Origin of the sequence: Sessilibacter corallicola, assembly GCF_021290925.1 — a bacterium.
GTDB lineage: Bacteria > Pseudomonadota > Gammaproteobacteria > Pseudomonadales > Cellvibrionaceae > Sessilibacter > Sessilibacter corallicola.
The window spans coordinates 1721765-1748352 of the sequence record NZ_JAJSLX010000001.1; the positions used below are offsets into that span (position 1 = coordinate 1721765).

The 26588-nt window shown below is 42.8% G+C and carries 23 protein-coding genes; 18 read left to right on the top strand and 5 right to left on the bottom strand.

The window, feature by feature from the left end; translation table 11 throughout:
• Window position 1: 1 nt before the first annotated feature.
• Window positions 2-448 (bottom strand): GNAT family N-acetyltransferase, encoded by a 447-nt coding sequence (locus LU361_RS07240; RefSeq protein ID WP_233088152.1) that lies wholly within the window; start codon window positions 446-448, stop codon window positions 2-4.
• The gene (locus LU361_RS07245; RefSeq protein WP_233088153.1) at window positions 445-1272 is read right to left on the bottom strand and encodes an SGNH/GDSL hydrolase family protein; all 828 of its coding nucleotides are present in this window, start codon (window positions 1270-1272) and stop codon (window positions 445-447) included. The genes LU361_RS07240 and LU361_RS07245 overlap by 4 nt, the downstream gene beginning before the upstream one ends.
• A gap of 395 nt (window positions 1273-1667) precedes the next feature.
• On the opposite strand from LU361_RS07245, the gene LU361_RS07250 reads away from it, so the two are divergent.
• From LU361_RS07250 to LU361_RS07295, 10 genes are all read left to right on the top strand, one after another.
• Window positions 1668-2831 carry an iron-containing redox enzyme family protein gene (locus LU361_RS07250; protein ID WP_233088154.1) on the top strand — a complete coding sequence of 388 codons (1164 nt, stop codon included), beginning with the start codon at window positions 1668-1670 and terminating at the stop codon, window positions 2829-2831.
• Window positions 2832-3457: 626 nt separating this feature from the next.
• Window positions 3458-3907 (top strand): carboxymuconolactone decarboxylase family protein, encoded by a 450-nt coding sequence (locus LU361_RS07255; RefSeq protein ID WP_233088155.1) that lies wholly within the window; start codon window positions 3458-3460, stop codon window positions 3905-3907.
• Window positions 3908-3960: 53 nt separating this feature from the next.
• On the top strand, window positions 3961-4983 hold the full coding sequence (locus LU361_RS07260; RefSeq protein WP_233088156.1) for a sigma 54-interacting transcriptional regulator: 1023 nt from the start codon (window positions 3961-3963) through the stop codon (window positions 4981-4983).
• Window positions 4984-4999: 16 nt separating this feature from the next.
• Window positions 5000-5479 (top strand): flavodoxin domain-containing protein, encoded by a 480-nt coding sequence (locus tag LU361_RS07265; protein ID WP_233088157.1) that lies wholly within the window; start codon window positions 5000-5002, stop codon window positions 5477-5479.
• Between the two features lie 489 nt (window positions 5480-5968).
• Window positions 5969-7288 carry a 3-dehydroquinate synthase II domain-containing protein gene (locus LU361_RS07270; RefSeq protein WP_233088158.1) on the top strand — a complete coding sequence of 440 codons (1320 nt, stop codon included), beginning with the start codon at window positions 5969-5971 and terminating at the stop codon, window positions 7286-7288.
• Between the two features lie 21 nt (window positions 7289-7309).
• Window positions 7310-8125: a class I fructose-bisphosphate aldolase gene (locus LU361_RS07275; protein WP_233088159.1), complete on the top strand. Its 816-nt coding sequence runs from the start codon at window positions 7310-7312 to the stop codon at window positions 8123-8125.
• 32 nt (window positions 8126-8157) lie between these two features.
• On the top strand, window positions 8158-9810 hold the full coding sequence (locus tag LU361_RS07280) for a class I adenylate-forming enzyme family protein (RefSeq protein WP_233088160.1): 1653 nt from the start codon (window positions 8158-8160) through the stop codon (window positions 9808-9810).
• Window positions 9804-10748, top strand: a complete 945-nt coding sequence (locus LU361_RS07285) for a sulfite exporter TauE/SafE family protein (RefSeq protein ID WP_233088161.1) — start codon at window positions 9804-9806, stop codon at window positions 10746-10748. The genes LU361_RS07280 and LU361_RS07285 overlap by 7 nt, the downstream gene beginning before the upstream one ends.
• Before the next feature lie 118 nt (window positions 10749-10866).
• On the top strand, window positions 10867-12252 hold the full coding sequence (gene trkA / locus LU361_RS07290) for a Trk system potassium transporter TrkA (protein ID WP_233088162.1): 1386 nt from the start codon (window positions 10867-10869) through the stop codon (window positions 12250-12252).
• 35 nt (window positions 12253-12287) lie between these two features.
• A complete protein-coding gene (locus LU361_RS07295; protein ID WP_233088163.1) occupies window positions 12288-13736 on the top strand; it encodes a TrkH family potassium uptake protein in 1449 nt (482 codons plus the stop codon).
• Between the two features lie 20 nt (window positions 13737-13756).
• Here LU361_RS07295 and znuB read toward each other — a convergent pair whose 3' ends face one another.
• Window positions 13757-14542: a zinc ABC transporter permease subunit ZnuB gene (gene znuB, locus LU361_RS07300; RefSeq protein ID WP_233088164.1), complete on the bottom strand. Its 786-nt coding sequence runs from the start codon at window positions 14540-14542 to the stop codon at window positions 13757-13759.
• Window positions 14543-14554: 12 nt separating this feature from the next.
• Window positions 14555-15307: a zinc ABC transporter ATP-binding protein ZnuC gene (gene znuC / locus LU361_RS07305; RefSeq protein ID WP_434064654.1), complete on the bottom strand. Its 753-nt coding sequence runs from the start codon at window positions 15305-15307 to the stop codon at window positions 14555-14557.
• 195 nt (window positions 15308-15502) lie between these two features.
• On the opposite strand from znuC, the gene LU361_RS07310 reads away from it, so the two are divergent.
• From LU361_RS07310 to LU361_RS07325, 4 genes are all read left to right on the top strand, one after another.
• Window positions 15503-16393 carry a zinc ABC transporter substrate-binding protein gene (locus LU361_RS07310; protein WP_233088166.1) on the top strand — a complete coding sequence of 297 codons (891 nt, stop codon included), beginning with the start codon at window positions 15503-15505 and terminating at the stop codon, window positions 16391-16393.
• Between the two features lie 99 nt (window positions 16394-16492).
• On the top strand, window positions 16493-19228 hold the full coding sequence (gene polA, locus LU361_RS07315; protein ID WP_233088167.1) for a DNA polymerase I: 2736 nt from the start codon (window positions 16493-16495) through the stop codon (window positions 19226-19228).
• A gap of 36 nt (window positions 19229-19264) precedes the next feature.
• On the top strand, window positions 19265-19840 hold the full coding sequence (locus LU361_RS07320) for a glutathione S-transferase family protein (RefSeq protein WP_233088168.1): 576 nt from the start codon (window positions 19265-19267) through the stop codon (window positions 19838-19840).
• A gap of 632 nt (window positions 19841-20472) precedes the next feature.
• Window positions 20473-21849: a glycosyltransferase family 4 protein gene (locus LU361_RS07325; protein WP_233088169.1), complete on the top strand. Its 1377-nt coding sequence runs from the start codon at window positions 20473-20475 to the stop codon at window positions 21847-21849.
• Window positions 21850-21947: 98 nt separating this feature from the next.
• On the opposite strand, the gene yihA is transcribed toward LU361_RS07325, so the two are convergent.
• The gene (gene yihA / locus LU361_RS07330) at window positions 21948-22598 is read right to left on the bottom strand and encodes a ribosome biogenesis GTP-binding protein YihA/YsxC (protein WP_233088170.1); all 651 of its coding nucleotides are present in this window, start codon (window positions 22596-22598) and stop codon (window positions 21948-21950) included.
• A 211-nt stretch (window positions 22599-22809) separates the two neighbouring features.
• Here yihA and LU361_RS07335 point away from each other — a divergent pair, with 211 nt between their 5' ends.
• The 4 genes from LU361_RS07335 to LU361_RS07350 all read left to right on the top strand — a co-directional run bounded on the left by LU361_RS07335 (window position 22810) and on the right by LU361_RS07350 (window position 26419).
• On the top strand, window positions 22810-23457 hold the full coding sequence (locus LU361_RS07335; protein WP_233088171.1) for a c-type cytochrome: 648 nt from the start codon (window positions 22810-22812) through the stop codon (window positions 23455-23457).
• A gap of 176 nt (window positions 23458-23633) precedes the next feature.
• Window positions 23634-24263, top strand: a complete 630-nt coding sequence (locus LU361_RS07340; RefSeq protein ID WP_233088172.1) for a thiol:disulfide interchange protein DsbA/DsbL — start codon at window positions 23634-23636, stop codon at window positions 24261-24263.
• A 118-nt stretch (window positions 24264-24381) separates the two neighbouring features.
• Complete coding sequence (locus LU361_RS07345) at window positions 24382-26220, top strand: GGDEF domain-containing protein (RefSeq protein ID WP_233088173.1); 1839 nt, start codon at window positions 24382-24384, stop codon at window positions 26218-26220.
• A gap of 22 nt (window positions 26221-26242) precedes the next feature.
• The gene (locus LU361_RS07350; protein ID WP_233088174.1) at window positions 26243-26419 is read left to right on the top strand and encodes a hypothetical protein; all 177 of its coding nucleotides are present in this window, start codon (window positions 26243-26245) and stop codon (window positions 26417-26419) included.
• Window positions 26420-26588: the final 169 nt, after the last annotated feature.

Genomic DNA, 26588 nt, shown 5'->3' on the forward strand with positions numbered 1-26588 from the left:
TTCACTGAGTAAAAAAGTTGAAATGGATAAATTTGGTGTCTTCGATGAAATCGTGTTTCCGATACAAGCGTTGAGCGGATTGATTGATATTTTCTGTGGAGATTCGAACCGCCTTGATTTGTTTCAATTGTGCCTGGCTCAAAGCGTGTTGAATTAACGCAGAGCCGATACCCGATTCGCGACTACTTTTAGAAACGAATAAATCATTAATCAACCAAACCGGGCCCATCTGAATCGAAGAGAAAGTTGGGTAGATCTGCAAAAAACCGACAGCTTTCTTGTCAATAACCGCGAGGTAAATAATAGAATCATTAAGAGTGGTGCGATCGCGAATAAATTGCTCGGCTGCTGTAAGGTTTGATGGTTGCTGATAAAAAACACGATACTCATCAAAAAGCTGAGCCGTGCTTTCAATACAATCCGATGTGTGTGGTTGTATCGAAATCATCGTACTAGCTTTCCTAAGTTAAGAATAACTTTCTCAGCCACGTTTAACTGACCATCCAGTGACCAATGCAAGCCATCTTCTAAAAACATATCGCCTGCGTTGGGTCCGTTAAAAATAGATCGAATGTCAATAACCGGAGACAATTCGTCGACAATAAAATCCCCGAGAGATTTAAGGTGAGCGTTATCCCACTTGGCATTCATAGCCGTAAGCAACCAGTCGTTAGAAATCCTGTCTTCATCAACACCTACAGGTGGAAGAAAAATAACGGAACCTTTGGTGTAGTGTTCGCACGATAATTTCAATGCTTTTAAGTTTTCGAAAGATTCGCTCAGGCTTGTGCAGTGTTTTGAGCAGTTAGCGTGAATTCGAGAATCGTTAGTGCCGATAAAACAAAAGGTTAAATCCGGTTGTAATTGTTTTACCTTGCCGAGGCTCGCAAAGGTTTGCATTGAGGTATCGCCGGAATGGGCCAGATTAATCCAGTTTACAGTTTTTCCCGTCACTTCTTTGTAGGCAACAGTCAATATTTCAAACCACGATTGATAATCGTCAGACAAGCTGTCGCCAACCACGGCAACGGTGTTTCCATTTTCTAACGGCAATTGTTGCAAGATTGTAACAATGTTTGGTTTTTCGGTGAGCTGCTTGGCTGCTAAACAGACGTTTTTTTTGAAACCATCTTTGATCGCAGAGAATTCTTCTAAGTTTGCTTCAAAAAAACTGGCGAGTGCTTCATCCGAAATTTTTCCGGGTAAAAAGTCCAAGCGTTTGTCGGGATGAAAAAAACGGACGAGTCGAGTTGTTCTGCTCAGAAAATCCATAGCAAGTTTCCACATAAAATTAATTTTGGGTTTTACGTGAATATGCAACTGAGATGCCAGTGAAAAAATACGTAAATACGTGCCTATGTTTTACAAATAAGCTTGAGAGAAAACGTTTTTTATTAGGGTAGGTTTATAATTTGATACAGGCCGTTTTGGCATAAATACAGAGTGGTATTAAATTGCAATCGATTAAATAGCGAGGAAGGCTTGATGGATTAATTTAAAGGTAGTCTCAATATTGTGGTTGTCCAGCTAGAGAAGATAAAAAATAAAATTCTTCATGGTTGAATTGTTTGGCATAAATTTTTCTACTTCGATTACATATTTTGGACGTTGATTAAATTTCAAAATTATTATCTAAAATACTTTACATACTATACGAAGAGGCCAACATGGTACAAACCAACAATGTACAGCAATTAGTAGATAAGACGAACGAGCATAGTTTTTGGCAAGTAAATATCTTAAAAATGTTTGAGGCCGGTAAGCTAAGCATTGATGAAATTCAGTATTTCTTTTCACAACATATCAGTTACTCGAAAAATTTTACAAAGTTATTATCGCTAGTCACATCTCGGTTAGATAATCCTGAACACAGAGCACAAATTGTAGAAAATTTGTGGGAAGAAGCGGGTGAGGGAGATATTGAGAATAACCATGCCCGTATGTATAACGACTTTTTGAAAGATATAGCCATTGATGTATCACTAGGTCAAAAAGATTCACGAAGTTATGCGAAATATTATGCGGACTCTTGCTTGAAATACTTGTCCAATTGCAGCCCAGCGCAGGCGTGTGCATTTATAGGGTTTGGTACTGAAATGATTGTACCGAGACTGTATTCGACCTACATAAAAAACTTTAAAGCCGTTGAGATGCCAGAGGATATTTATAAATTTTTCTCGCTGCACGTAGAGTGTGATGATGGTCATGCAGATACACTAATCGATATTGCGGTAGATTATTTGGATCAGTACGATTCGGTCGAGCGTTGGCAAGCAGACTGTTGGGATGCTGTGGATCACGCATTAACACTGCGCTCTGAGTTCTACGATAATATTTACGAAGATATCATTAATAATAAAGTGAAAAGTCTAAACTCTGAGGTTTTATCAATCGATGGTTTTAAATCCAGAAATCATCGCTGCTTAGATGACGTGAATGAAGCGCAAATACTGTATAAAAATTCCGAAGGAGACAAGAATTTTCAAGTGCAGCGTTTTAATGTCAGTGCGTCTGTCCTCGATCCAAGATACATCCGTATTCCACAAGGTGGACGCAATGAACATCATCTTCATGCACACGAGTCAGTGTTTTTTGTTGAGCGTGGTGAAGGTAAGGTGATTGTCGGAGATAAAGAAATTCCAGTCTCTGCCGGTTCAGTGGCCTACGTGCCAAGATGGATTGCTCATCACACCGAAAATACCGGTTCCGAAGATCTGTGTATTTTTGCGATCACCGATTACGGTTATACGAAAAGGTTTTCAGGTAATACGGAAGAAAGCTACCGTGAGCAACCTAAAAACCTTGGCGTTGCCGCAACACTGTCTGAATAATTCGTAAAATTTATTGTGAACAGTACGCATTCATGCGTCTATGAATGCGTACTGTTCACGGTACTTAATTTTTCTTTGTCATATAATAGAAGCACCTTTGAGTAATTCTTGGATTAATTGAAGGCACTCGAATAATAATTTTTTGTGATTGATCAAAGCTTGTGTGAATTGAGTTGTATTTTATTTAATGCTGTTAATTAAGACAGTGTTGTATTTCGTAATACGCTTGTATTCTCGATGGCTCTCTTAGAATTAATAACTATAAAATCGCCGATGTAAAAGGGTGTGTCTAAGTAAAGCTGAGTTCTTATTTTTATTTTAAATTTTTCCAGGTATCAGATTGAATTTTTAATAATGTCATTGGTCTTGATTCCTACGACATTTTTGAGAGAACTAGCTTCTATCATTTTATATATAAAGTGCATATCACCGTAGCGGTGATATAAGTCTGGCTTATATATAACAATCTAGGATGTCATTTCACAACGTTCTGTAATTTAAAATTGTATTTTATGAAATATTATTTTGCATACAGTGTCATTGCAGGATGGATGACAAGGTCGTTATTATTAATTTTGTAATTGTTACCCGGTTTTTAACTATAAAATTTCACTAGGAAAAATATTATGGAACGTATTGGCTTCGCAGATATTCCCAAAGGCTTGTTTGATGCAATGATGAACGTGGAGGAATATATTCAATCCACGAACATCGATTATAAATTATTAGAACTTGTGAGATTGCGTGCGTCTCAAATTAATGGCTGTGCTTATTGTGTTGATATGCATTACAAAGAAGCCGGCGCTGCGGGTGAAAGTTTGCAACGTTTGTATTCTTTAAGCTGTTGGCGTGAAACGAATTACTATTCTGATAAAGAACGCGCAGTACTTGATTGGGTGGAAACTGTTACCACCGTTGAAAAAGCGGAGATAGACGAAAAATTTAATACATTACTTAAATTTTTCGACAAAAATGACATCGCCAATTTAACCCTGGTGATTACTTCTATTAATAGTTGGAATCGACTTATGGTTACTTTTGGTATCGAGGCTGGTAATTACCAAGTTGCCAGTTAGCTAACCAACTAAAACCCAGTGTTTTTCATTGGGTTTTTTCGTATGGGGGAGTTATGACTGTTCACTTACCACTGAATTCGGTAGGTTTAGACGATATTGTTTTAAGTGATGATGTATGTGGTCTGGCGACAATTTTGGCAAAAAATAAAAAGTTGCCCAGTGTGATTTATGGTGAAACAGGCACTGGCAAAGAAGAGTTTGCAAAAATAGTACATAAACGTCGATGCGTACTTGAATCAAATATTCCTTTTATTTCTGTTAATTGCGCGAATATTAATAATGATTTGGCAGCTTCTATACTGTTTGGTCATGTCAGAGGTGCATTTTCTGGCGCTGATAAAAGTACCGAAGGTTTAGTGGCAGCAGCGCATGGCGGTATCTTATTTCTTGATGAAATTCAGGCGTTATCCTACGAAGTTCAACAGCGAATGTTACGAGTGTTGAATGATGGCAGTTACAATCGCTTAGGGGATGTGAAAACGTGTTATTCGAATTTTCAAGTCATTGCAGCAACGACGAAAGATTTGGATGAAGAAGTTGAAAAAGGTAATTTCATTATTGATTTGCGATCTCGTTTATTGGGTGTGGAAGTTAAATTGCCACCTTTGCGGGAGCGTAAAGAAGATATCCCAAAATTTATTGATATTTTTACCCGACAGAATAAGGTGGAATTGTTAGATCAAGAGAAACAACAACTTGTTGATATTTGCGAAAGCTATTATTGGCAGGGCAATATTCGTCAGCTATTTCAAGTGCTATCGGCTTGGGTAGCGTTGTGTGACGGTCATTTGAATGTTGATCGCTTTCCTTCTTACAAAAGTATGTTTGCACCGAGAGCTAAGAATTCCTGCGATTACGATCATTATGTTGAAGTATTAGACGCGGTTACCCAAGCCATTGGTTTATACATTCCGTTGAATACGGCTATCGAGACAATTGAAAGTTTTATTTTACGCAATGCCATCCAAGATGCGGGTAATCTGACCGAAGTCTATGAAGGAATGAAGTTAAGTAGAAATAATTTCTACATTAAACGCAGAAAGTATGGCTTAACAACTGAAGTAATGACAGAGTGAAAAGAGGATAAATTCTATGTCTAGTGTACTGGTTGTGTATGGCTCTGTTTCCGGTACAGCAGCCATTGTCGCTGAAGAAATCGTAAGAGAATTAACGGAAAAAGATTTTCAAACGGAATTATCCGATTCCTCAGACGTTTATACAAAAATACCCAATTACGACCTGGTTCTAGTAGTCACATCAACAACGGGTGCAGGTAACTTTCCCGATAATATTGATGGTTTTTACCAAGAGTTATTTCAAAATAAAAATAATCAACGTTTAACAGAGACTCAATTTTCTGTCTTGGCGTTAGGCGATACCAGTTTTACAACGACCTATTGTCGTGCGGGTGAATTATTTCATGATGTATTCATTCAAAGCGGTAGTGATCCTATTTTGGAATGTTTCAAGTTGGATGCCTGTGAGGTTATGGACCCTGTTGGCGCGGGCATAGAGTGGGCGCATTCCGTGGTTGCTAAGGTGAGCAATCAGCTAAGCCAAGATGTAGTTTAATTAATAAAGTTTGGCTTTTTGAGCTTGGAGCTTGCTGGCCTTTTTTGCTGGTAAGCTTCAAGTTATCTATCGTTATCTTCTCTTTGTGTTTTACCTTTTCTTTCTTTCTTTCTCTCTTTCTCTTCATATCTTTATTATTATAAGATTTTCTTGATCTGATTAGTTTGTATTGTGTTTTTCTATTGCTATTTTCATTGTTTTTTTTCAGTCTGATTTTAATGTTTTAAAAATAATTCGTATCGTATCTGTTTTCTTACGTGGGGTGGTTGTTTTTGGGCTGTTCTAAAGTGTGCGATGATGCTTTTGATTTTTATTTCTAAAAAAGTGTTTTGTTTTATTGTGGGGTTGCTTGTTGTTAGGTCTGTGTGTCGTATTTTTTGATTAATTATTTTCATTGTTGTTAAATTTTTACTGAATTTTTAATTCTGGCAAGTCAGTTGCAATAAGGGAGGTGAGTTTACTTACTTTACTTATTTCAGAGAAATTATTATGACTACTGTTGTTGAGCCAGAACTAGAAAAGAAAAATGCAGTCGTAGCGGACAAAAGCGAAACTGAATCTTACATGACCGATGCAAACCTTCGTAATCGTACGGCGGTTAAGCTTTCAAATATCGAAAAACAACTCAAATCGAAACGTGATGATTTGAATGGTCCAGTGGTTTGGTTTGATACCGCGGTATTAAAAACCAATACACCTAACGACGAAATCTACGCAAGAATTATTAATTTGGAGTACAGCGGTATTGTCTTGTACTTAAATAACATTGATGCGTTTATCGATACTGTTCCAACACGTATGTTAATTATCTTGCGTTTGAATTCAAAAGAAGAGTTGGCAGAATTTAAAAAATCTAAAACAGCAACGCGTTTCAAAAAAGATAAATCAAAACGTCTTATTGTCGCTTACAACGATATCGATACATTAATCACCTTAAAAGAAGAATCGTTAACCACGTGTTATGAATGTTACGTCGATGATCAAGAAAGCTTACACAGTTCAATCTATGACGGTTTGAAGGCGGATTATCTAACCATTCTCTTTAAAGACCCTACCAATATTCCTCTCGAATTGGTTATTGCCTCATTGCAGAAAACCAATACGATTCTGATGAAAAACATCGCAGATTCTGCGGACGTAGACGACGCTATCGTGACCCTGGGTGTTATGGAATACGGCGCTGAAGGTGTGATTTTCTCACCGACCAATCATGAAACACTCGATAACTTTGTTAATCGCCTAGCCAATAAGCAGCACCCAGAATTGCCGTTGCAAGTTGGTACTGTTAAAGCAACTTACCCCGTTGGTATGGGTTATCGCGCCTGCATTGATACCGGCACTTTGTTTGATGACGATGAAGGTATGTTGGTGGGCTCTACCTCTGGTGGCGGTATTTTGTGTTGCCCAGAAGTGTACTTTTTGCCGTACATGGAATTGCGACCATTTCGCGTGAACGCAGGCGCTGTCCACAGTTACGTGTACAACGTTAATGATCGCACCGATTACATGTCGGAACTAAAAGCCGGTTCTAGCGTGATGTTGGTGAACTCCAAAGGTCGCGTGCGCACAGCTCCGGTAGGCCGCATGAAGATAGAACAGCGTCCGTTGCGTTTGATTGAGGTGGTTTTCCCAGGCGGTGAAGAAATCAACGTAATCATGCAGGACGACTGGCATGTGCGCATTTTCTCCGGTGACGGTAAGCCGTTGAATATTTCTCACCTACAACCGGGCGACAAAGTATTGGGTTACACCACCGAAAGTGGCCGCCACGTGGGTATTAAAATCGATGAGAGCATCATTGAAAAATAACGATAACAACAAGGAGAAGATATGAGCTACATCGGTAAAATACTGCGGCAAAAGCGATTTTATTTTCCAAACGAAAACTTTGGAACCATTATTCCTATCGATCACGGGCTAACCTTTGGGCCGATGGCTGGAATAGAAACCGACCGAGAAATCGGTCAGTGGATTTCTAACCAAAATATCAGTGCTGTAATTTTGCATCGCGGATTATTGGAAAAGTTAGCCGTTAATAATGCCTTAAATTCTACCACCGGAATTATTCTGCATTTAAATGGTATGTCTTGTGTATCAACAGATTTAGATACCAAGGAATTATTAACTTCCGTTGATCACGCTCAAGCACTGGGTGCTGACGGCATCTCATTCCAAGTGAATTTTACGGAACTCAATACCAGTCACAATTTAAAACTGATTGCGCAACTGACCGAGCAGGCGCATCGACGTGGCTTGCCGGTCTTGGCAATGCTTTACGATAAAGTCGATGTACCGAAAGAAGAAAAACTGCCGCGAATGCGCTCGATTATGCGCGCGGCTGTGGAACTCGGTTGCGATGCGTTAAAGGTGGCGTTTCCGAGCAGCATTATCGAGATTGAATCCTTGATGGCCGGATTTAACGATAAGCCCCAGGTTTTTTTCGCCGGCGGCGATTTAACCTCCGAGCAAGACTTTATCAATAAAACCATTGCTGGTGTTTCTTGTGGTGCGGGCGGATTGTGTGTTGGCCGTAATGTCTTTCAAAATCCTAATAAGGATGTATTCCTACAGAAATTACGTTTCAACATGGAAAAATGCGCCGAATCGGCCAGTCGAGAAAATTCGATGGAAACGCTTCCGGCTTAATTATTAACGGTGTAATCGAGGGAGGAATACGTATGACTCGTCTGCCCCAACACATAATCGATAATCTTGTGTCGGATCGAACGCTCGGCGCCGGTAATTTTTTATTTCAGGCGTTAGCCGTCAACCCTAATCCTGAAAAAGAATATTTGTTTTTACAACAACCGGTAACAGGTTTTAATAAATCCAGTTACAGTGCGTTTTCGTTGTCGAGCTTGTCAAAGTTAACCAGCCAATGGTCGTCGTTTTATCATCGCGAGGGCGTTTGTGAAAAAGATGTTGTTGCGATTTTTCTCGACGACACGATTGATTATTTTATTCACTACGTGGCTCTCACCAGTATCGGTGCTGTACCGGCGTTATTAAACAGTAAATTACCCCCGCACACAGCGGCGGGTTTTATTGAGCGCGTCCAGGCGGTTGCGTTTTTATCGGCGGATGAACGTTTGCTTGAAACGCAATCGGAGTTGGAGAAATTAAATTTTCAACCCAAGTTGCTGAACTTAACTGAGCTGTGTTCACAAGCAATGGAATTGGAATTACCCAAGGTCTTTCCATTTGAGCATTATGAAAAAGACCCGGTATTAATCACTCACACATCCGGTACCACTGGCATTCCAAAAGCGGTAACTGCGGCTCACCAGGCGTATTTACACGGGGTGAAATACCGCTTGGAGAACCCAACGCCGAACATTGAGCATTACTTTACCGCGTTGCCGCATTCTCATAACTCCGGTATTGCCTATTTAATGGAAGCAACTTTGCGAGGCTGTCCGGTTTGGGTTCAAAGCGATAAATCGCCGCAAGCAATGGCTCGGGCCATCGAAAACTTTGAAGCGGATTTTGTGATTGCCTTTCCGAAAATATTTGTCGAAATGGTTCGTGCTGAGCTGGAACCCACGCGCATGCCGAGCGTGTATTACTGGCGCAGTACGGGTGATGCGGCGCACGAACGGCACGTGCGTGAAATCACTCGCTGGGGCCGGCATTTAGAAGGCAATACCGAAGTGCCGGGGTCGTTTTACATCGACGGTTTGGGATCGTCAGAGATGGGATCATCGTTGTTTACAACGCTGCACCACAAAGACAAGAAAAACTACGACCGTTGCGTAGGCAAACCTCAGCCTTGGGTGGATGCTCAGGTGTTGGATGATTACGGCAATCGCTTGGGTGTCGGAACCGTGGGTAAGCTCGGAATTAAATCGCCGTCGTTAACCCCCGGTTACTGGAACAGTACCGGTTTAACGGAGAAATTCCGCTGCAAAGGTTACTGGATAACGGGTGATCTGGTTTATCGCGACAGCCAGGGTCGTTTTTATCACGTCGATCGAATTACCGATGCAATCAACACCGAAGCGGGCGTTGTTTATAGCTTGCAGACCGAAGAGCTGATCATGAAGAAATTCAATGAAATTTTCGATTGTTCAGTTTACGCCGATACCGACTCCAGTGGTCAAACTCGGGCGTCAATTCGCGTTGATTTGGTGGAATACACACGCGATGAAAGCGCGCTTTTGCAGCTGCTAGATCGGGTCAATGATTGGCTTGCAGAAAATGGCAAAGCGTCGCTGTTTTCGTTGTCGGTGATGGATAACGACAGCCAATACGCGCCTGAAGGTGTTACCGGTAAAGTGTTAAAGCGACAATTACGGCAGTTGGACCAAGCGGCGGTAAGCGTCTCATGCTAGCCCTGGGTAGTGCAGCCTATGATTATGGCTGCACGTTATTTCGATGGTTGCTCAGCAAAGCCTATATTTTATTTCCCATAGGCGCCTTTATTTTTTGGCTTACCTACAACAGCCCGGTTTGGGCTGTTGAAAATTTGCGTGAGCACATCGAAATATCGCTGACGATGGTGGTCGGTTCGTTTGTCGCTGGTGCTACGGCACTTGGCGGTGGCGCGGTGGCGTTTCCAGTGCTGACTAAAGCGCTGCACATTGAACCCTATGACGCCAAATTATTTTCGCTCGCCATTCAGAGCTTTGGCATGACCGCAGCGAGTTTGACCATTCTGAGCCAACGCCTGCCATTTTTTGTAAATGCGGCGAAATTGTCGATTTCTGCGGCGATCCCCGGTGTTATTGTCAGCATTTTGTGGATCAGTGAGTTTTTGTCGCGCTCACTGACTAAGTTTATTTTCAGTTTGTTATTACTGAGTTTTGCGGTGGTGTTAGTGTGGCTAAAAAGCCATCGTTTTTCATCCGATAAAACCGATATCAAAGCTTCTCAAATTCGTGATCGACGGTTGATTATCGTCGGCAGTTTTTTGGGAGGAATGATCAGCGGCATTATTGGTTCTGGCGCTGATATTTTGTTGTTTATTGTGTTGGTTGTTTTGTTACGCAAAGACGTTAAATGTGCCACGGCGACGTCCGTGATTGTGATGGCCAGCGTGTCACTTGTCTCAACTCTTATTCATGTTTGGGGCATGCAGGTAATGACGCCAGAGGTTGCCTCTTATGTTCACGCTGCCATTCCAATCGTTGTGATTGGCGCGCCAGTAGGTGCTTATTTGTGCGCAAAATTGCCACCCACGGCGGTTCTGGCGTTGTTATTAATGTTAATTGGCTGTGAAGTAAGTTTTACCTTTTATCAGGCTCTGGCCGAATTTGGGCCGGTTAGCTAAGGTTTTGTTGTTAAAAGTGGTTCAAGCATGAGTGATACTTAGCTCAGAAACCACGAAATACTCGCAAAACTTTCAAGATATGCGAAAATAACTGCGACTCGCAGTTATTTTTTCGGCTATGAAAATCATTATTCTTGGGGCCGGTCAGGTTGGCGGTACATTGGCCGAAAACCTCACCAACGAAGCCAATGACATCGTTATTATTGATACGGATGAAGCGCGCCTTCGAGAATTGCGTGACCGCATCGATATTGGCGTAGTCACCGGTGAAGGTTCACATCCACGGACCTTAATTCAAGCCGGAATCGAAGACGCAGAAATGCTGATTGCGGTAACCAGCAATGACGAGATCAATATGATTGCTTGTCAGGTTGCCCACAGTTTATTCAATACGCCCACCAAAATTGCTCGTATTCGTCACCGCGCTTATTTGGCTAAGCCCGAATTGTTCTGTAACGAACGCATTCCCATTGATGTGTTGATCAGTCCGGAAAAACTCGTTTCCGATAATATCTATCGCTTAATTCAACAGCCAGGTGCGTTGCAGGTGCTGGATTTTGCCGACGGCGTTGCGCAATTGGTTGCGGTAAAAGCGTATTACGGTGGGCCCTTGGTGGGTCAAGAACTGCGCTTCTTACGCCAGCACATGCCTTCCGTTGAAACCCGAGTGGCGGCAATTTATCGGCGTAACCGCGCCATCATGCCCGAGGGTTCGACAGTAATCGAAGCCGACGACGAAGTTTTCTTTATCGCTGCGCGCAACGATATTCGCGCGGTCATGAGTGAGTTGAGAAAACTGGAGCGCCCTTATCGACGAATTTTAATTGCCGGTGGCGGTAATATTGGCGCAGGTTTGGCGCGTCAGTTGGAAAAATCCTATTCGGTAAAAATCATTGAATACAGCCGCGAGCGCAGTCAGCAACTGGCCGAGCAATTGCGCAACACGATTGTTTTGCACGGTAGCGCCTCTGACCAAGATTTACTCCTGCAAGAAAATATCGAAGACACCGACGTCTTTTTAGCGCTCACCAACGACGACGAAGCTAATATTATGTCGTCGATGTTGGCCAAGCGTTTGGGTGCACGCAAAGTGATGACCTTAATTAACAACCCTGCGTACGTTGATTTGGTTCAGGGCGGTGAAATCGATATTGCGTTTTCGCCGCAGGCAACAACGATTGGCAGTTTATTAACTCATGTTCGCCGTGGCGATATGGTTAATGTTCACTCGTTGCGCCGAGGTGCGGCGGAAGCCATTGAAGTAGTGGCCCACGGTGATCAGAACTCTTCCAAGGTTGTTGGCAAAACATTGGATATGATCGATTTGCCCGAAGGCGCAACCATTGGTGCTATCGTTCGCGAAGACGCCAGTGGTCCTGATGTGATTATTGCTCACGACGATATTGTCGTTGAAAGCGGAGATCACGTGATCGTATTTTTGGTGGACAAAAAATACACCCGAGACGTTGAGAAGCTTTTCCAGGTTGGATTCAGCTTTTTTTAATGATGTTAAAAGCGACCTAAAACGACGAATTTTCTATGCATATTCGTGTTATTTTCCGAATTTTAGGAGTGTTGCTGATGTTGTTCAGCATCACTCTGATGCCACCGGTTGCTGTGTCTCTGTGGTATAACGATCAAAGCTATCCTGCTTTTTTACTCGCCTTTTTTATTACCTTCGGCACAGGCTTTGTCGCCTGGATTCCGTTTTATAACATCAAGCAAGATCTCCACACCCGCGACGGTTTTATTATTACCGCGCTGTTTTGGTTGGTACTGGGATTGTTTGGTAGCTTGCCTTTTGTGTTCTCCCAAAGCCCGAATTTGAGCTTTACCGATGCGGTGTTTGAATCGCTCTCTGGATTGACGACTACTGGCGCGACGGTGATCACGGGTTTGGATGAATTACCGAAAGCGATTCTCTACTATCGCCAGCAACTCCAGTGGTTGGGCGGCATCGGTATTATTGTTATTGCTGTCGCTATTTTGCCAATGTTGGGTATTGGCGGCATGCAGCTGTACCGTACGGAAGCGCCCGGTCCAATCAAAGACTCAAAGCTGACGCCGCGTATTACCGAAACCGCCAAAGCGCTGTTTTTTATCTATTTTAATTTAACGGTGATTTGTGCGTTGAGTTACTGGGCCGCGGGCATGACTTTGTTTGATGCCATTGGCCATGCCTACGCCACCGTTGCCATTGGCGGTTTTTCTACCCACGACGCCAGTATTGCCTACTTCGACAGCCATTTGATCATGGCGATTTGTATGTTTTTTATGGTGCTGTCGGGGATTAATTTTGCGTTGCACTTTTTCTCTTGGCGAGAAAAAAAGCTGGTTCATTATTGGTACGACCCGGAGTGCCGCTTCTACATCAATATGATTGCTGTAGGTATGGTGGTGACGGTGTGTTATTTGATTCTCACCAATACCTATTCACCGGAAGAAGCGTTTTGGCAGGGCAGTTTTGAGCTGGTTTCTCTGTTAACCACAACGGGTTTTGGCGTTACGGATTTCAGTATTTGGCCGGCGTTTTTACCGTTCTTCTTGTTTTATATGTCATTTATGGGTGGCTGTGCGGGCTCTACCGGTGGCGGTATGAAAGTGGTTCGCGTGCTGTTGGTTTTAAAGCAGGGCGTGCGTGAGCTGAATCGACTGATTCATCCGAATGCGGTGATTTCGGTAAAACTGGGTAATAAGTCCGTTCCTGATCGCGTGGTTGAAGCGGTATGGGGCTTTTTCGCCGTTTACGTGATCTCGTTTATGGTTATGTTCTTGGTGTTGTTGGGCACGGGCTTGGACTTTCTGACGTCTTTTTCTGCCGTTGGCGCGAGCATTAATAACCTTGGCCCGGGTCTCGGTGAGGTCGCTGCCCATTACGGCGACATCAACGATACGGCGAAATGGGTGCTTTGTTTTGCCATGCTGTTAGGGCGTTTAGAGGTATTTACGCTGTTAGTGTTGTTTTCCCCGATGTTTTGGCGACGATAGCGTTTATTTAGCGCTTCTATCTATCGCTTTTTAGCCAAGGGTAAACTCAGTAAGAACAGCACTGCTGAGGCCAGCACAATGGACGGCCCGGCGGGAGAATCCCAAAGGTAAGAGCTACCAATGCCGAGCGCAATCGACGTCATTCCCAACAAACTGGCGATCACGGCCATTTGTTCGGGAGTTTTGCTTAAGTTCCTACTGGTTGCTGCTGGAATAATCAGTAGTGCCGTAATCAACAACACCCCAACCACCTTCATTGCGATAGCAATCACCAACGCCATCAGCAGCATTAAGCTGGTTCTAACCCAAAAAACATTGATGCCTTCGACGTGGGCGAGATCTTCGTCGACCGTTAACGCGAGCAATTTTCGCCAGAGCATCGCCAGTGCAGCAAGAACCAGGATGCTAACGATGGCAACGGTACTTAAATCCGCTATCGATACCGCCAGCAAATCCCCAAACAAGTAAGCCGTGATATCGATTCTGATATTGGCTTGAGTGCTCGCGATCACCAAGCCCAGGGCCAGAGTTGAGTGGGACAAAATTCCCAGCAGAGTATCGGTGGCCAGCAATCGTTTTTGCTGCAACAGAACCAACAACATTGCCAAAATTAAGCAACCGCAAGCGACGGCGATGTTCAAGTTTATGGATAGCAGCCAACCAAAACTAACGCCTAATAACGCAGAGTGAGCCAGAGTATCGCCAAAGTAGGCCATGCGTCGCCAAACAATAAAACAGCCGAGTGGACCTGCAACTAACGCAACAGCAATTCCCGTAAGTAGAGCAATAATCAAAAATTCAGGCATGGAAATCGGCCGCTAATGTTGGTGGGGGTGGCGTGTTTCACCCGAATCGTGCTGGTGGTCGTGGTGGTGTGTATAAACTGCAACCCCGGTGTCGGTTTGTTGGCCGAATAACTCTAGGAATGCGGGATCGGTACTGATGCTTTCGGGGTGTCCCTGGCAACAGATGTGGTGATTCAAACAAACCACGGTATCGGTTTGCGCCATGACCAGATGCAAGTCATGGGAAATCATCAACACCGCGCAATTGAGTTCAGAGCGCAGTTCGCCGATCAATCGATACAACTTCGATTGGCCGGTGATATCCACGCCTTGCACGGGCTCATCTAGCACCAATAAATCGGGTTTGCGAACAATGGCGCGAGCCAGCATAACTCGTTGCAGTTCACCGCCAGAGAGTTTCGACATTAACTGGCGGCCAATCGCGGGAACATCGACACGAGCCAGCGCCTCACCAATGGCCGCCGGTTTCGAGCCGGTGAGTGCCAAAAATCGATCCACCGTCAACGGCATGGAGCCATCGAGACTGAGTTTTTGTGGCATATAACCGATAGTTAGATTTTTTGAACGTTTAATATTGCCTTTGTCTGGGGACAACAAGCCCAGTAAAATCCTGACTAATGTAGTTTTCCCCGCGCCATTAGGTCCAATCAACGTCAAAATTTCACCGCGCTGAATCTGAATATCGACGCCGTCTAGAATGGCTTTGCCATTTCTTTGGAATAAGACGTTATTGGCACTGAGTAATGGCTGCAATGGAAGCTCCATTATTATTGGTGGTGAATCGGCAAGCATCGCCAAAAAGGGTCGGTATCTTAGACCATTTGTCGCTAAACTGTTTATAAAAACTAACTGATTTTAAAACCAATCGTTGATAGCCCTTCACACTCATTGGTCAGAAGGACCCGTAAATTGGAAGCCCCGTTGTACATGCAGAGAGTTCTTTATTTTATATGTTGTAACATGATGTTGCTTTTGCCAACATTGGTGAGTGCTACGACCGAAAAGCCAAAAGTCGTCGCCAGTATTCAACCGTTGTATTTGATCAGTCAGGAGTTACTCGGCGATCAAGCCGATGTAGAGCGGCTTATGCCGTTGGGGGCGAGTCCGCACGGTTTTCAACTTTCGTGGTCCCAACGCCGTTTACTGGATGAAGCAGATCTTATTGTTTGGGTGGGTCCGTCGCTTGAGTTGTTTATTGAAAAGGTAATCAGTACTCGACCTAATTTGTCCCTCGATTCTGTGCCTTCGGCCATAGAAACCACGGTAACTGTCGGCACGGGTCATGCGCACTCGCCGGGTGAGTCCCACAACCATGAATCCCACGACCACCAAGCGCACGGGCGTGATCCGCATTTATGGCTGGACCCGGAAAACGCCTTAATCATTGCGCGGCAATTGATTGATCACTTGAAAAAGTCGTTGAATGACGAACAAGAGCACGCTCGTTTGGAGGAGAAATACCGGTTATTCGCCGAAAAAATCGACGCCACCAATCAACAACTGCAGGCCGATTTAAAGCCGGTTCAATCAGTCCCGTTTATTGTTTTTCACGACGCACTTCAGCATTTTCAGCAACATTACGGCCTGATGCCTTATCAAGTGGTAACGCGTCTGCCCGAACAACGGCCCGGTGCAAAGCATTTGCATGAGTTGCGACAACGTATTAAACAGGGCCAATGTTTGTTGGTGGAACCGTATTATTCTGCGGCGCAAACGCGTCGATTGCAGAGTGAGTTCAATTTAGTGGTGGAAGAAATTGATATTCTTGGTGCAGAGGCGAACAGCTACACCGATTTTCTATTAACACTGGCTTCCGGTATCAAACACTGCTTGGTCAGCTCGGCTGAGTAGATTTACGGTTTCTTTGCATAGAGTGTTTGATTCACCGTCGTTCTGGGGTTTAATCCCCAGCTACTCAATTGAATATCAAAAGACAACAGAATTCACGTCATGGCAGAAAAACAACCACCGCTAATTTTAGTTGATGGCTCATCGTATTTATTTCGCGCATTTCACGCGCTCCCGCCGCTTACCAACAGTAAAGGCCAGCCCACGGGTGCGATTAAAGGTGTGGTCAACATGCTGCGACGCATGGAAAAGGACTATCCCGGCAGCCCAGTAACGGCGATTTTCGATGCCAAAGGCAAAACTTTTCGCAGCGATATTTACCCGGAATACAAAGCCAATCGACCGCCCATGCCGGATGAATTGCGCAGTCAGATTCAACCCATTCACGACATCATCCGCGCGATGGGAATTCCGTTGCTGATTATCGATGGTGTCGAGGCTGACGATGTGATCGGTACACTCACATCCCAAGCCATCGACCACGGTATGGAAGTGGTGGTTTCTACCGGTGATAAAGACATGGCGCAGCTGGTTAACAGCCATGTGACTTTGGTGAACACCATGAACGATACCGTTATGGATCGCGAAGGGGTTGAGAAAAAATTCGGAATTCCGCCGGAGTTAATCATCGATTTTCTTGCTCTAATGGGAGACAAGGTCGACAACATTCCCGGTGTTGCTGGGGTAGGTGAAAAAACCGCGTTAGCCTTGTTGCAAGGTTTAGGCAATTTGGAAGAGATCTACGGCAATCTCGATAAAGTCAAAGAGCTTACCTTCCGTGGTGCTAAAACCATGGCTGCAAAACTGGAAGCGAAAAAAGACGATGCGTTTTTATCGTATGAATTAGCCACGATTAAAACCGACGTTGATTTAGAGGTGAGTCTTGCCGATCTAAAACCGATTGCCGAAGACAACGAAAAGCTGTTGGCATTATTTCAAGATCTTGAATTTAAAACCTGGATTCGCGAACAGGAAAATATCATTGCTAATCCCGGCGCTTCAAACGATGTTGTCGAAGAACAACAACAGCCGGCCAATTATGAAATCGTAACTGATGAAAGTGCGTTAGATGCTTGGTTGGAAAAATTAAAAGCCTCCGATGTTTTCGCTTTTGATACCGAAACCACGAGTCTCAATTATATGCAAGCGCGTGTTGTCGGTGTGTCGTTTGCGGTAGAGGCGGGTGCTGCTGCCTATATTCCTTGTGCCCACGATTACATGGGGGCGCCAGAGCAAATCAGCGAAGAGGTTTTATTTTCAAAATTAAAACCAATTTTAGAAGACGAGAACATTAAAAAAGTTGGGCAGAATTTAAAATACGATAAAAGTGTTCTCGAAAACCACGGCATTCAATTAAATGGTATCGCCTACGACACTATGCTTGAATCCTACGTTTTAAATTCTGTAGCAACTCGTCACGATATGGACAGTCTCGCGGAATTTTATCTCGGTAAAAAAACCATTCATTTTGAAGACATTGCGGGCAAAGGTGCGAAGCAACTGACGTTCAATCAAATTGAATTAGATAAGGCCGGACCTTACGCAGCAGAAGATGCTGACATTACCTTACAGCTGCATCAAAAATTAGCGCCGCAATTAGATGATGAACCAAGCTTGCAAAAAGTCTTGGCCGAAGTAGAAATGCCATTAGTGCCGGTGCTTTCTAAAATCGAACGTACCGGTGCGTTGATTGATGCCAATTTATTGAACACACAAAGCCAAGAGTTGGCTGGGCGTTTAAAAGAGCTAGAAAAAGAAGCCTTTGATATGGCGGGTGAGGAATTTAATTTAGCTTCACCAAAGCAGCTCGGTGCGGTGATGTTCGATAAACTGCAAATTCCGGCGATTAAAAAAACCAAAACCGGTGCGCCATCGACTGCGGAAGATGTTCTGCAAGAATTGGCCTTGGATTATCCACTGCCGAAATTAATTTTAGAATACCGTGGGTTGGCCAAGCTAAAATCCACTTATACCGATAAGCTGCCGCAAATGTGCAACCCAGAAACAGGGCGTGTGCATACTTCTTATCATCAAGCGGTTGCAGCGACGGGGCGATTGTCTTCGACCGATCCCAACCTGCAAAATATTCCCATTAAAAATGCCGAGGGCCGTAGAATTCGCCAGGCGTTTATTGCACCCCAAGGTTATAAAATTCTTGCGGCGGATTATTCCCAAATTGAATTGCGTATTATGGCGCATTTATCGGGTGATAAAGGTTTATTGGATGCTTTCCAAAACGATGTCGATGTTCATAAAGCCACAGCCGCAGAAGTTTTTGGTGTTGATGTCGACGCCGTGACTACTGAGCAACGTCGCAGCGCCAAGGCCATTAATTTTGGCTTAATTTACGGTATGTCGGCGTTTGGTTTAGGCAAGCAATTGAATATCGGCCGCAATGATGCTCAGGGTTACATCGATAAATACTTTGAGCGTTATCCTGGAGTTGCCGAATTTATGGATGAGATTCGAGCCAGTGCGGCAGAAAAAGGTTACGTAGAAACACTCGTGGGTCGTCGTTTGTATTTGCCTGAAATTAATTCCCGCAACGGTATGCGTCGCCAAGCGGCTGAACGTACGGCCATTAATGCACCCATGCAAGGCAGCGCCGCCGACATCATCAAAAAGGCTATGGTCATGGTGGATCAATGGCTTGAGAGTGACGGGTATGACGCTCGCGTGATTATGCAAGTTCACGATGAATTGGTGTTGGAAGTTAACGAATCCATTGTCGATGAAATCAGTGACAAGCTGTGCCAGATTATGTCTTCAGCGTTGACACTTAATGTGCCGTTATTAGTTGAAGCCGGCGTTGGCAATAACTGGGATGAAGCCCATTAATTCGGATTGTATTTTACAGAAGGTGAGGAGAGCAGTATGAGTATTACATTGTATGGATCGAAACCGTCTCCCTATGTGCGTCGCATTCGAATGCTTCTGCACGGAACCGATTTTGAGTTCTCTGTTGTCAACGTTTATGACGACAGTGGCCGAGCTGATTACGCGAAAATCACACCGATTAGAAAATTGCCATTGGTTGTTGATGGCGATAAAACCATTTTCGATTCCCATGTGATTGCTAATTATCTGATTGAAAAGTTAAATCTAGCGCCAGTTACACTTGAGCAACATAATTTAATCAGTGGCGTTGATGCCGTGACTGATTCATTGATTATTTTGTTTATGGGTAAAAACTCTGGCCTTGAACTATCAAAAGACACATTAATCTTTAAACTTCAGTATGAACGTATTCATGACACGTTGACTTGGTTAGAAAAAGAAGCTGAGTCTGGCGCATTCTCTGAATGGAATTACGCGGCTATCAGTTTGATTACATTGATCGATTGGGTGGAATTTCGTGAACTTTACGATTTATCTGCTTTTCCGAATTTGGTTGCGGTCAGAAATAATTTCTCTGATGTTGAGGCAGCAAAATCAACATTGCCAGAATAGTATCTGTTTATTAGCATGCGGTTATATGTATTTGCTTGTTGAGCTTTCATTGTAATCGACGCTTTCTTATAAAAGTTCTGACAGCTGTTCTACATGGCTTCAGAACTTTTTATTATCAGTATTTATTTCATTAATTCCTGCGTTTTATTTTCTTCTCTTCTTCTCTCTTTTCTTAAGTTTCTTAATAAATTTTTTAATGTTTCTTTTAGGTGTTGCTATTATTTTACATTTGTTGTGTTGTTGTTTCCTATTTGACGTAAGTGCAGGCGCTTTTATTCGTTATGTTAGTAACGTTTATTTTTCGGTATTTTGTGTTGGCTTTTTAGTTAGTTGGGTTTTTTTGAAATAGATATAACGGGTATTTAGTATATTTGTTTTTTTACATGTGATTCTCAAGAGAATATTTCTTACGCCTTTTTATAATTTAAATGTGTCAATTTTTGTTATCGGCAATAAAGTGGTGTTGGCTTTAATCTATTTGATTCTAATTGATATTAATTTTTTGTTGTATGATTGAATCATTGTTTTCATTTTCTGTTCCTAGCATAGCTTGACTGGCTTTCTGTGCATCGAGATATGCGAATTTATCCATTTAAATTATTTCTATAAAAAATTATTTTCCTGTGAGGATCATGATGAGCTTTAATCATCGGCAGTGTGATCTAAATGTTTTGGTTATTGCGGAAGCAGCAAATCCGGAGTGGACGAGTGTTCCTCTTTTGGGGTGGTTGCACACCCAAGCACTTTCAAAAAAATGCAATGTACATTTGGTTACGCAAATTAGAAATAAAAAAGACATTGAATCAGAAGGATGGAAAATCGAAAAAGACTTTACGGCAATCGATACTGAATTTATAGCTGCTTTTATTCATAAGTTGTCAAAGTTGTTACGTGGAAATTCTGGTTTGGCGTGGACAATTAATACTGCGTTAGAAAGTCTTTCTTATCCATTCTTCGAGTATTTGGTGTGGAAGCAGTTTAAGCAACAATTAAAATCCGGAAAATACGATGTGGTTCATCGAATTACACCGGTAAGCCCGACGGCGCCCAGTTATTTAGCAAAAAAACTTCACAGTATTAATGTCCCATTTGTAGTCGGTCCTATGAATGGCGGAGTTCCTTGGCCAAAGCAATTTCGAGAAGTTCGCCACAAAGAGCGAGAGTGGTTATCTTACGTGCGAGATTTTTATAAATTGTTGCCGGGCTATTTGTCGCTAAGAAAACACAGTGATTGTTTATTGGCGGGTTCTCTTGCTACTAAAAATCAAATTCCCGATCAGTTTCAAGATAAAGTTTTGTACATCCCAGAAAATGCGATTGACCTGAATCGTTTTTCTGTAAACCATACTCATAAAACAAATAATATTATCAAGGCGGCATTTGTGGGTCGGCTGGTTCCATACAAAGGGCCTGACATCGCCTTAAGAGCCATTGCTCCGTTTTTGAAATCGGGCAGTATGGAATTTGATATATTCGGCGATGGCCCAATGCGTGAAGAACTGAGCCAACTGATAAAACAGTTAGGTGTTGAGAGTTCGGTAAAAATGCATGGTTTTGTTGAAAACAAAAAACTTCAACAAAAGTTACAAGACTCCGATTTGTTTTTATTTCCCAGCTTAAGAGAATTTGGCGGCGCCGCGGTTATGGAGGCAATGGCGCTTGGTTTGGTTCCGGTGGTTGTGGATTATGCTGGTCCTAGTGAATACGTTACCGAAATGAGCGGGTATAAAATTCCGTTGGCTCCAAGAGAGGAGTTAATTAGAGCGTTTCAGGAAAAGCTGTATTACATCAAAAATAATATCAGAGAACTTGAGCGTAAACGCTCTATGGGTAAAAAGCGTATCACCGAGCATTATTCGTGGGAGAGAAAAACCGATCAAATATTAGAAGTGTATGATTGGGTGCTGGGTCGTTCGAGTAAGCCTCAGTTTTATACTCCACCTCTGGACAACCTTGATGTCGATAAGATTCCTATCGCGGCACCTTTGGAAGAAATTCAAACGGCTTGAGTGCGTTGGATTTTGAAAACGGTAATCAGTATTACTCATTACTGATAATACTGATTTAACCGTTTTACGCCTTTAATCTTTTGAACGCCTGTATTCGATTAAGTTGGGCTGTCTTCTGTTTCAATTAATGTGTCTGATTCTGGTTCAATGTGTAACCACTGAGTCAGAACTTGTTCTAACTGAGTTATTCCTTCTTTTTTCAACGCTGAAAAAGTCTGTACGCTGACTAAATCGTCAACATTGGCTTCCTTTACGTGTTTTCTCACTGACAGAAGTGTATTTTTTGCAGGCCCTTTTTTAAGTTTATCGGATTTGGTCAGTAGAATGTGTACTGGCATTTCCGCTTCTACTGCCCAATTGAGCATCATCGTGTCGAACTCTTTCATAGGTTGTCGGACATCCATTAATAGGATTAGCCCTTTCAATGACTGCCTTTCTCGCAAATATTGCGAAAGATTTTGGTCCCATTGTCGTTTTACAGCCAGAGGAACCTTGGCAAATCCATACCCTGGTAGATCCACGAGGCGCTGTTGCGGCGTAATGTTAAAAAAATTTATGAGCTGGGTTCGCCCTGGGGTTTTACTGGTTCGTGCCAGTTTCCTGTTGCCCGCTAAGCAATTGATAGCACTGGATTTTCCGGCATTAGAGCGGCCGGCAAATGCGACTTCTCGGCCGCTCTCTGGTGGGCATTGTTGTAGGGTTGGAGCACTTTGAAAGAACTCTGCTTTTGTAAAATTTAGTTTTGACATAGGTCGGCCTTTAGCCAAGTCCTTATAAAAATTAGTGCCTCGAACACGGCTTTGTATATAATATCGGGCTTTTGAGCCAGGAGGCCAGCATATCTAGCAAGTAAATGAGAGGCTTGGTAGTGGCTGATCTGCCTAAATCACAAGATTAGAATCGAAAGTTCGGCTCAAGCTTTTGATATACTAACAACAACTAGACCTTACGGATTAGCCAATGTACAAGACAGTTAAGCAAGTATTCATGGCCGCATTTTTAGTAGTGAGTGCACAGGCGGCCGTTGCAGAAGGTAACCCTGAAGCTGGTAAAGCAAAAACACTCGTGTGTGCCGCTTGTCACGGAACAGATGGAAACTCTCCTGCTCCAAATTTTCCAAAACTCGCAGGCCTCGGTGAAAAATACTTGTACAAACAATTGGCTGATATTAAAGAAGGCCGTCGCAATGTTTTAGAAATGACAGGCATGTTAACTAACATGAGCGACCAAGACCTTAAAGATATCGCCGCCTATTTTAACAGCCAAACCATACAACTTTCTGGTGCCAAGCCATTAAATGTATTAACAAACTCTGGTGAAGAAGTTGATGCATTAGCTCTTGGTCAAAAAATATTCCGCGCTGGTAACAAAGAAACCTCTGTTGCCGCCTGTATGGGTTGTCATTCTCCAACCGGTAAAGGTAATGATCCTGCTGGTTTCCCACGTTTGAGTGGTCAACACCCTGAATACATTGAAAAGCAATTGCGCGCATTCCGCGCTGGTGAGCGTACTAACGACGGTGAAACTGCCATTATGCGTCAAGTTGCCGCTAATTTGAGCGACGCTGAATTAAAAGCAGTTGCTAACTTTGTTGCAGGCTTGAACTAATCTGTAGCATTCCTGTTTGTGAAAAAGCGGCTCAGGCCGCTTTTTTTATGTTTGACGTTATCGTTTTACGAATTCGTACAATTGTAATATTTGTGAACGACCATTTGAGGCTTTGGAACTGAGTGAGTTTTCAGTGTCTAAAGCTCAGACCTAAAAAATAATACCGGAGATACCAAATGCGATTGACCTTAAGCATGCTGATGTTGCTGCTTTCTATGGCGGTGGGTGTTCAGGCCCAAGATTCCTATAAAGAAGGTGTTCATTATCAAGCGCTAAAGCAGCCTGTACCTACTCAGGACCCAACCAAAATTGAAGTAACCGAAGTGTTTTGGTACGGATGTGGTCACTGTTTCTCATTCGAACCTATGATCCAGCAATGGAAAAAGGGCTTAGACAGTGACGTGACGTTTGTTCACTCACCAGCTATCTGGAATGGCCCAATGGAAGTTCACGCACGTGCTTTCTATGTGGCTAAAGCGTTGAACATGTTCGATAAGATTCATCAGCCTTTATTCAACGCATTGAACATTGATCGTAAGCGTCTAGCCAATGAAAAATCGCTAGGTCAGTTCTTCGCAGACTTCGGTGTCGACGCTGAAACTTTCAAAAAGACATACAATTCTTTTGGTGTTGTTAGCCAAGTGAGCCAAGCTAATGCCCGAGCGCGCAGCTACGGTATTCAGGGTACACCTGAGATTGTGGTTGATGGCAAGTATCGTGTGAGTGCTAGCCTTGCGGGCAGCCAAGAAAAGATGCTTCAAGTAACTAATTATCTTGTGAATAAGATTCGCCAAGAAAAAAGCTAATCAGCTCTCTTATTGAATCTAAAAAACCCGGGTTAATCCTGGGTTTTTTTATGTCTGAGAGAAATATGAGTTCCAGCTGCGTGACTATACTTTAGCCAATTACGTGTGAGGAGCGGACATGGCTGCAAGTTGGCGTGACAAATATTTGGCTGCGTTGGATGAACAAGAGTCTCAAGAGCGTCGTTTTCAACATCAAATCAAACAGCTAAGAAGCTGTATTGATCATCTCTCTCAAGCGGCCGACGGTATTGATCCAACCTTGGACGAATTACTGGCTCCTTTAAATAAGAAGAAAAGCTCATCCAGAATTAACGTAGAAGATATAACAAACGCAGCAAAACAGGTTTCTGATCGACGAGAAACTAGGACTGGTGTGAGTCAAGATGCATTGAATGCTTTGGTTGATTACCTGAAAAATCTCAATCCATCACGTTCAGTGAAAACTGATCTCAATAAATATCAAGGCAATATCGGCAAGCGAGTTGGAAAGCTACACGCTTATCCACAGTTATTGCGTGAGTTGTCTGAGTTACATGCAGCGACGCTGGATAATGTTATCCACAAACGCCCCAATTGGATGGCGAGCTTATTGGGCGCACCGCCGTCGTTTAAAGAACACGTTAATGAAGGGGATTCTGGAAATCCTGCTGACGATACCACTGATGTGTTTGAGCAAGACAAAGCTAATGATGATCCAATAATAGAAGAGGGTGATTTAGCTGAAAAAGAAACTGCGCTCGAACCATCGGTTATTGAAGGTGAATATCACATTGTTTCCACAGAAAACACTGAGGAAGATGTAGATAACTTGTTGGTGAGCTCTGATAAAGATGTGGCTAGTTTTGAACAAAGTGATCATCAATCAGAAAAACACACAGAGATTTCTAACCGTTCAGGCATTGATAAGCATTCTAAATTCACCAAAATCGAAGATAAAATTTCAATCATTCTGACTGAAATGCTCGATAGCGTAGATGTCGAAGAATGTGTGAAAGAGAAGTTCAACCAATCGAAAGTCAGAATTAGCCAGGGATTGAACTGGTACGAAATGGTGGCAACGCTGGAAGATGTTCGGGATTTATTTTTACAGGCACTGTGTTCTGCGAATCAGGATTTTGAATCTTATTTAGAGAATATTGATACGGCTTTATCTGAGCTGAAGCAGTTGATACCTGAGCAGGCTCATCATAACCAGTTACAAAAAGCATTGGTTGGTGACATTCAGCAGGGGTTATCCGAGCGTTCGACTGCACTTGTTGAAAACTTAGACCAAGTAACGGATTTAGACGTACTTAAAAAATCTGTTGCCGATCACGTCACTGGTTTAGCTATACAACTTCAAAACTTAGATACCTTATCCACAAGGCTCGCAGAAAGTAGTGATGAGTCCCTGTTACTAAAACAGAAAATACAGGAGTTGGAAGATAATCAACAAAAGCTTAAGCAAGAGTTATCGGAACAAAAACATCGAGCCTTGCACGACGTTTTGACGGGTCTTCCCAATAGAGACTTTTACAATCAGTGGATATATAAAAAATACTCGCTCTGGAAAAATGGGGAGCACGAGTTGGTTATTTCCATTTGCGATGTGGATAACTTCAAATCATTTAACGATACCTATGGCCATCAAACCGGGGATCGTGTTCTTAAGTTGATTGGGAAATTATTAGGTTCAATTAAAAACCCCGAAAACTTTGTAGGACGATACGGCGGTGAGGAATTTATCCTCGTATTCTCATCTCAAGAGGTAAGCCAATGCGAAGCGTTGATTGAAAAGGTGAGAAAGAAGCTGGCGACGACCTCATTTCGATTCAAGGAAAAGCCGGTCACTATTACTGCATCTTTTGGATTGGCGCAGTTTACATTAGGGGACTCTATTGAAACTGCGTTAAAAAGAGCAGACGATGCACTGTATAAAGCAAAAGCTAATGGAAAAAATTGTCTCTACTGCGCTTAAACAATTATAAAGTTCAAATACGATGAATCTACTTATCATACTTGCCATTTTAGGAATTGCTCTTTTGGTTATCATTCCTATACTGGAAAAACACGGTCGATCCTATACTCCTGAAGAAACCCGCAAACTTTCAAAATGGATTTTGCCTATGGTTGCGCTTTTATTAGTGCTGCAAATTCTTGTTTATTATTTCGGCTAAAAAATAATTTTAAAAAAGTGCTTGCGTGGCAGAAATCTATTCCGTATAGTTCGCGCCCTCTCAACGACGAAGAGCAACAAAAACAAGGTCATTGGCTTTTGTTTAAGTTGTTTAAAGAGTTGAGAAAGTCTTCTCTCGGTTATTGAAGAAAAGACATTTTTAGTGAGTT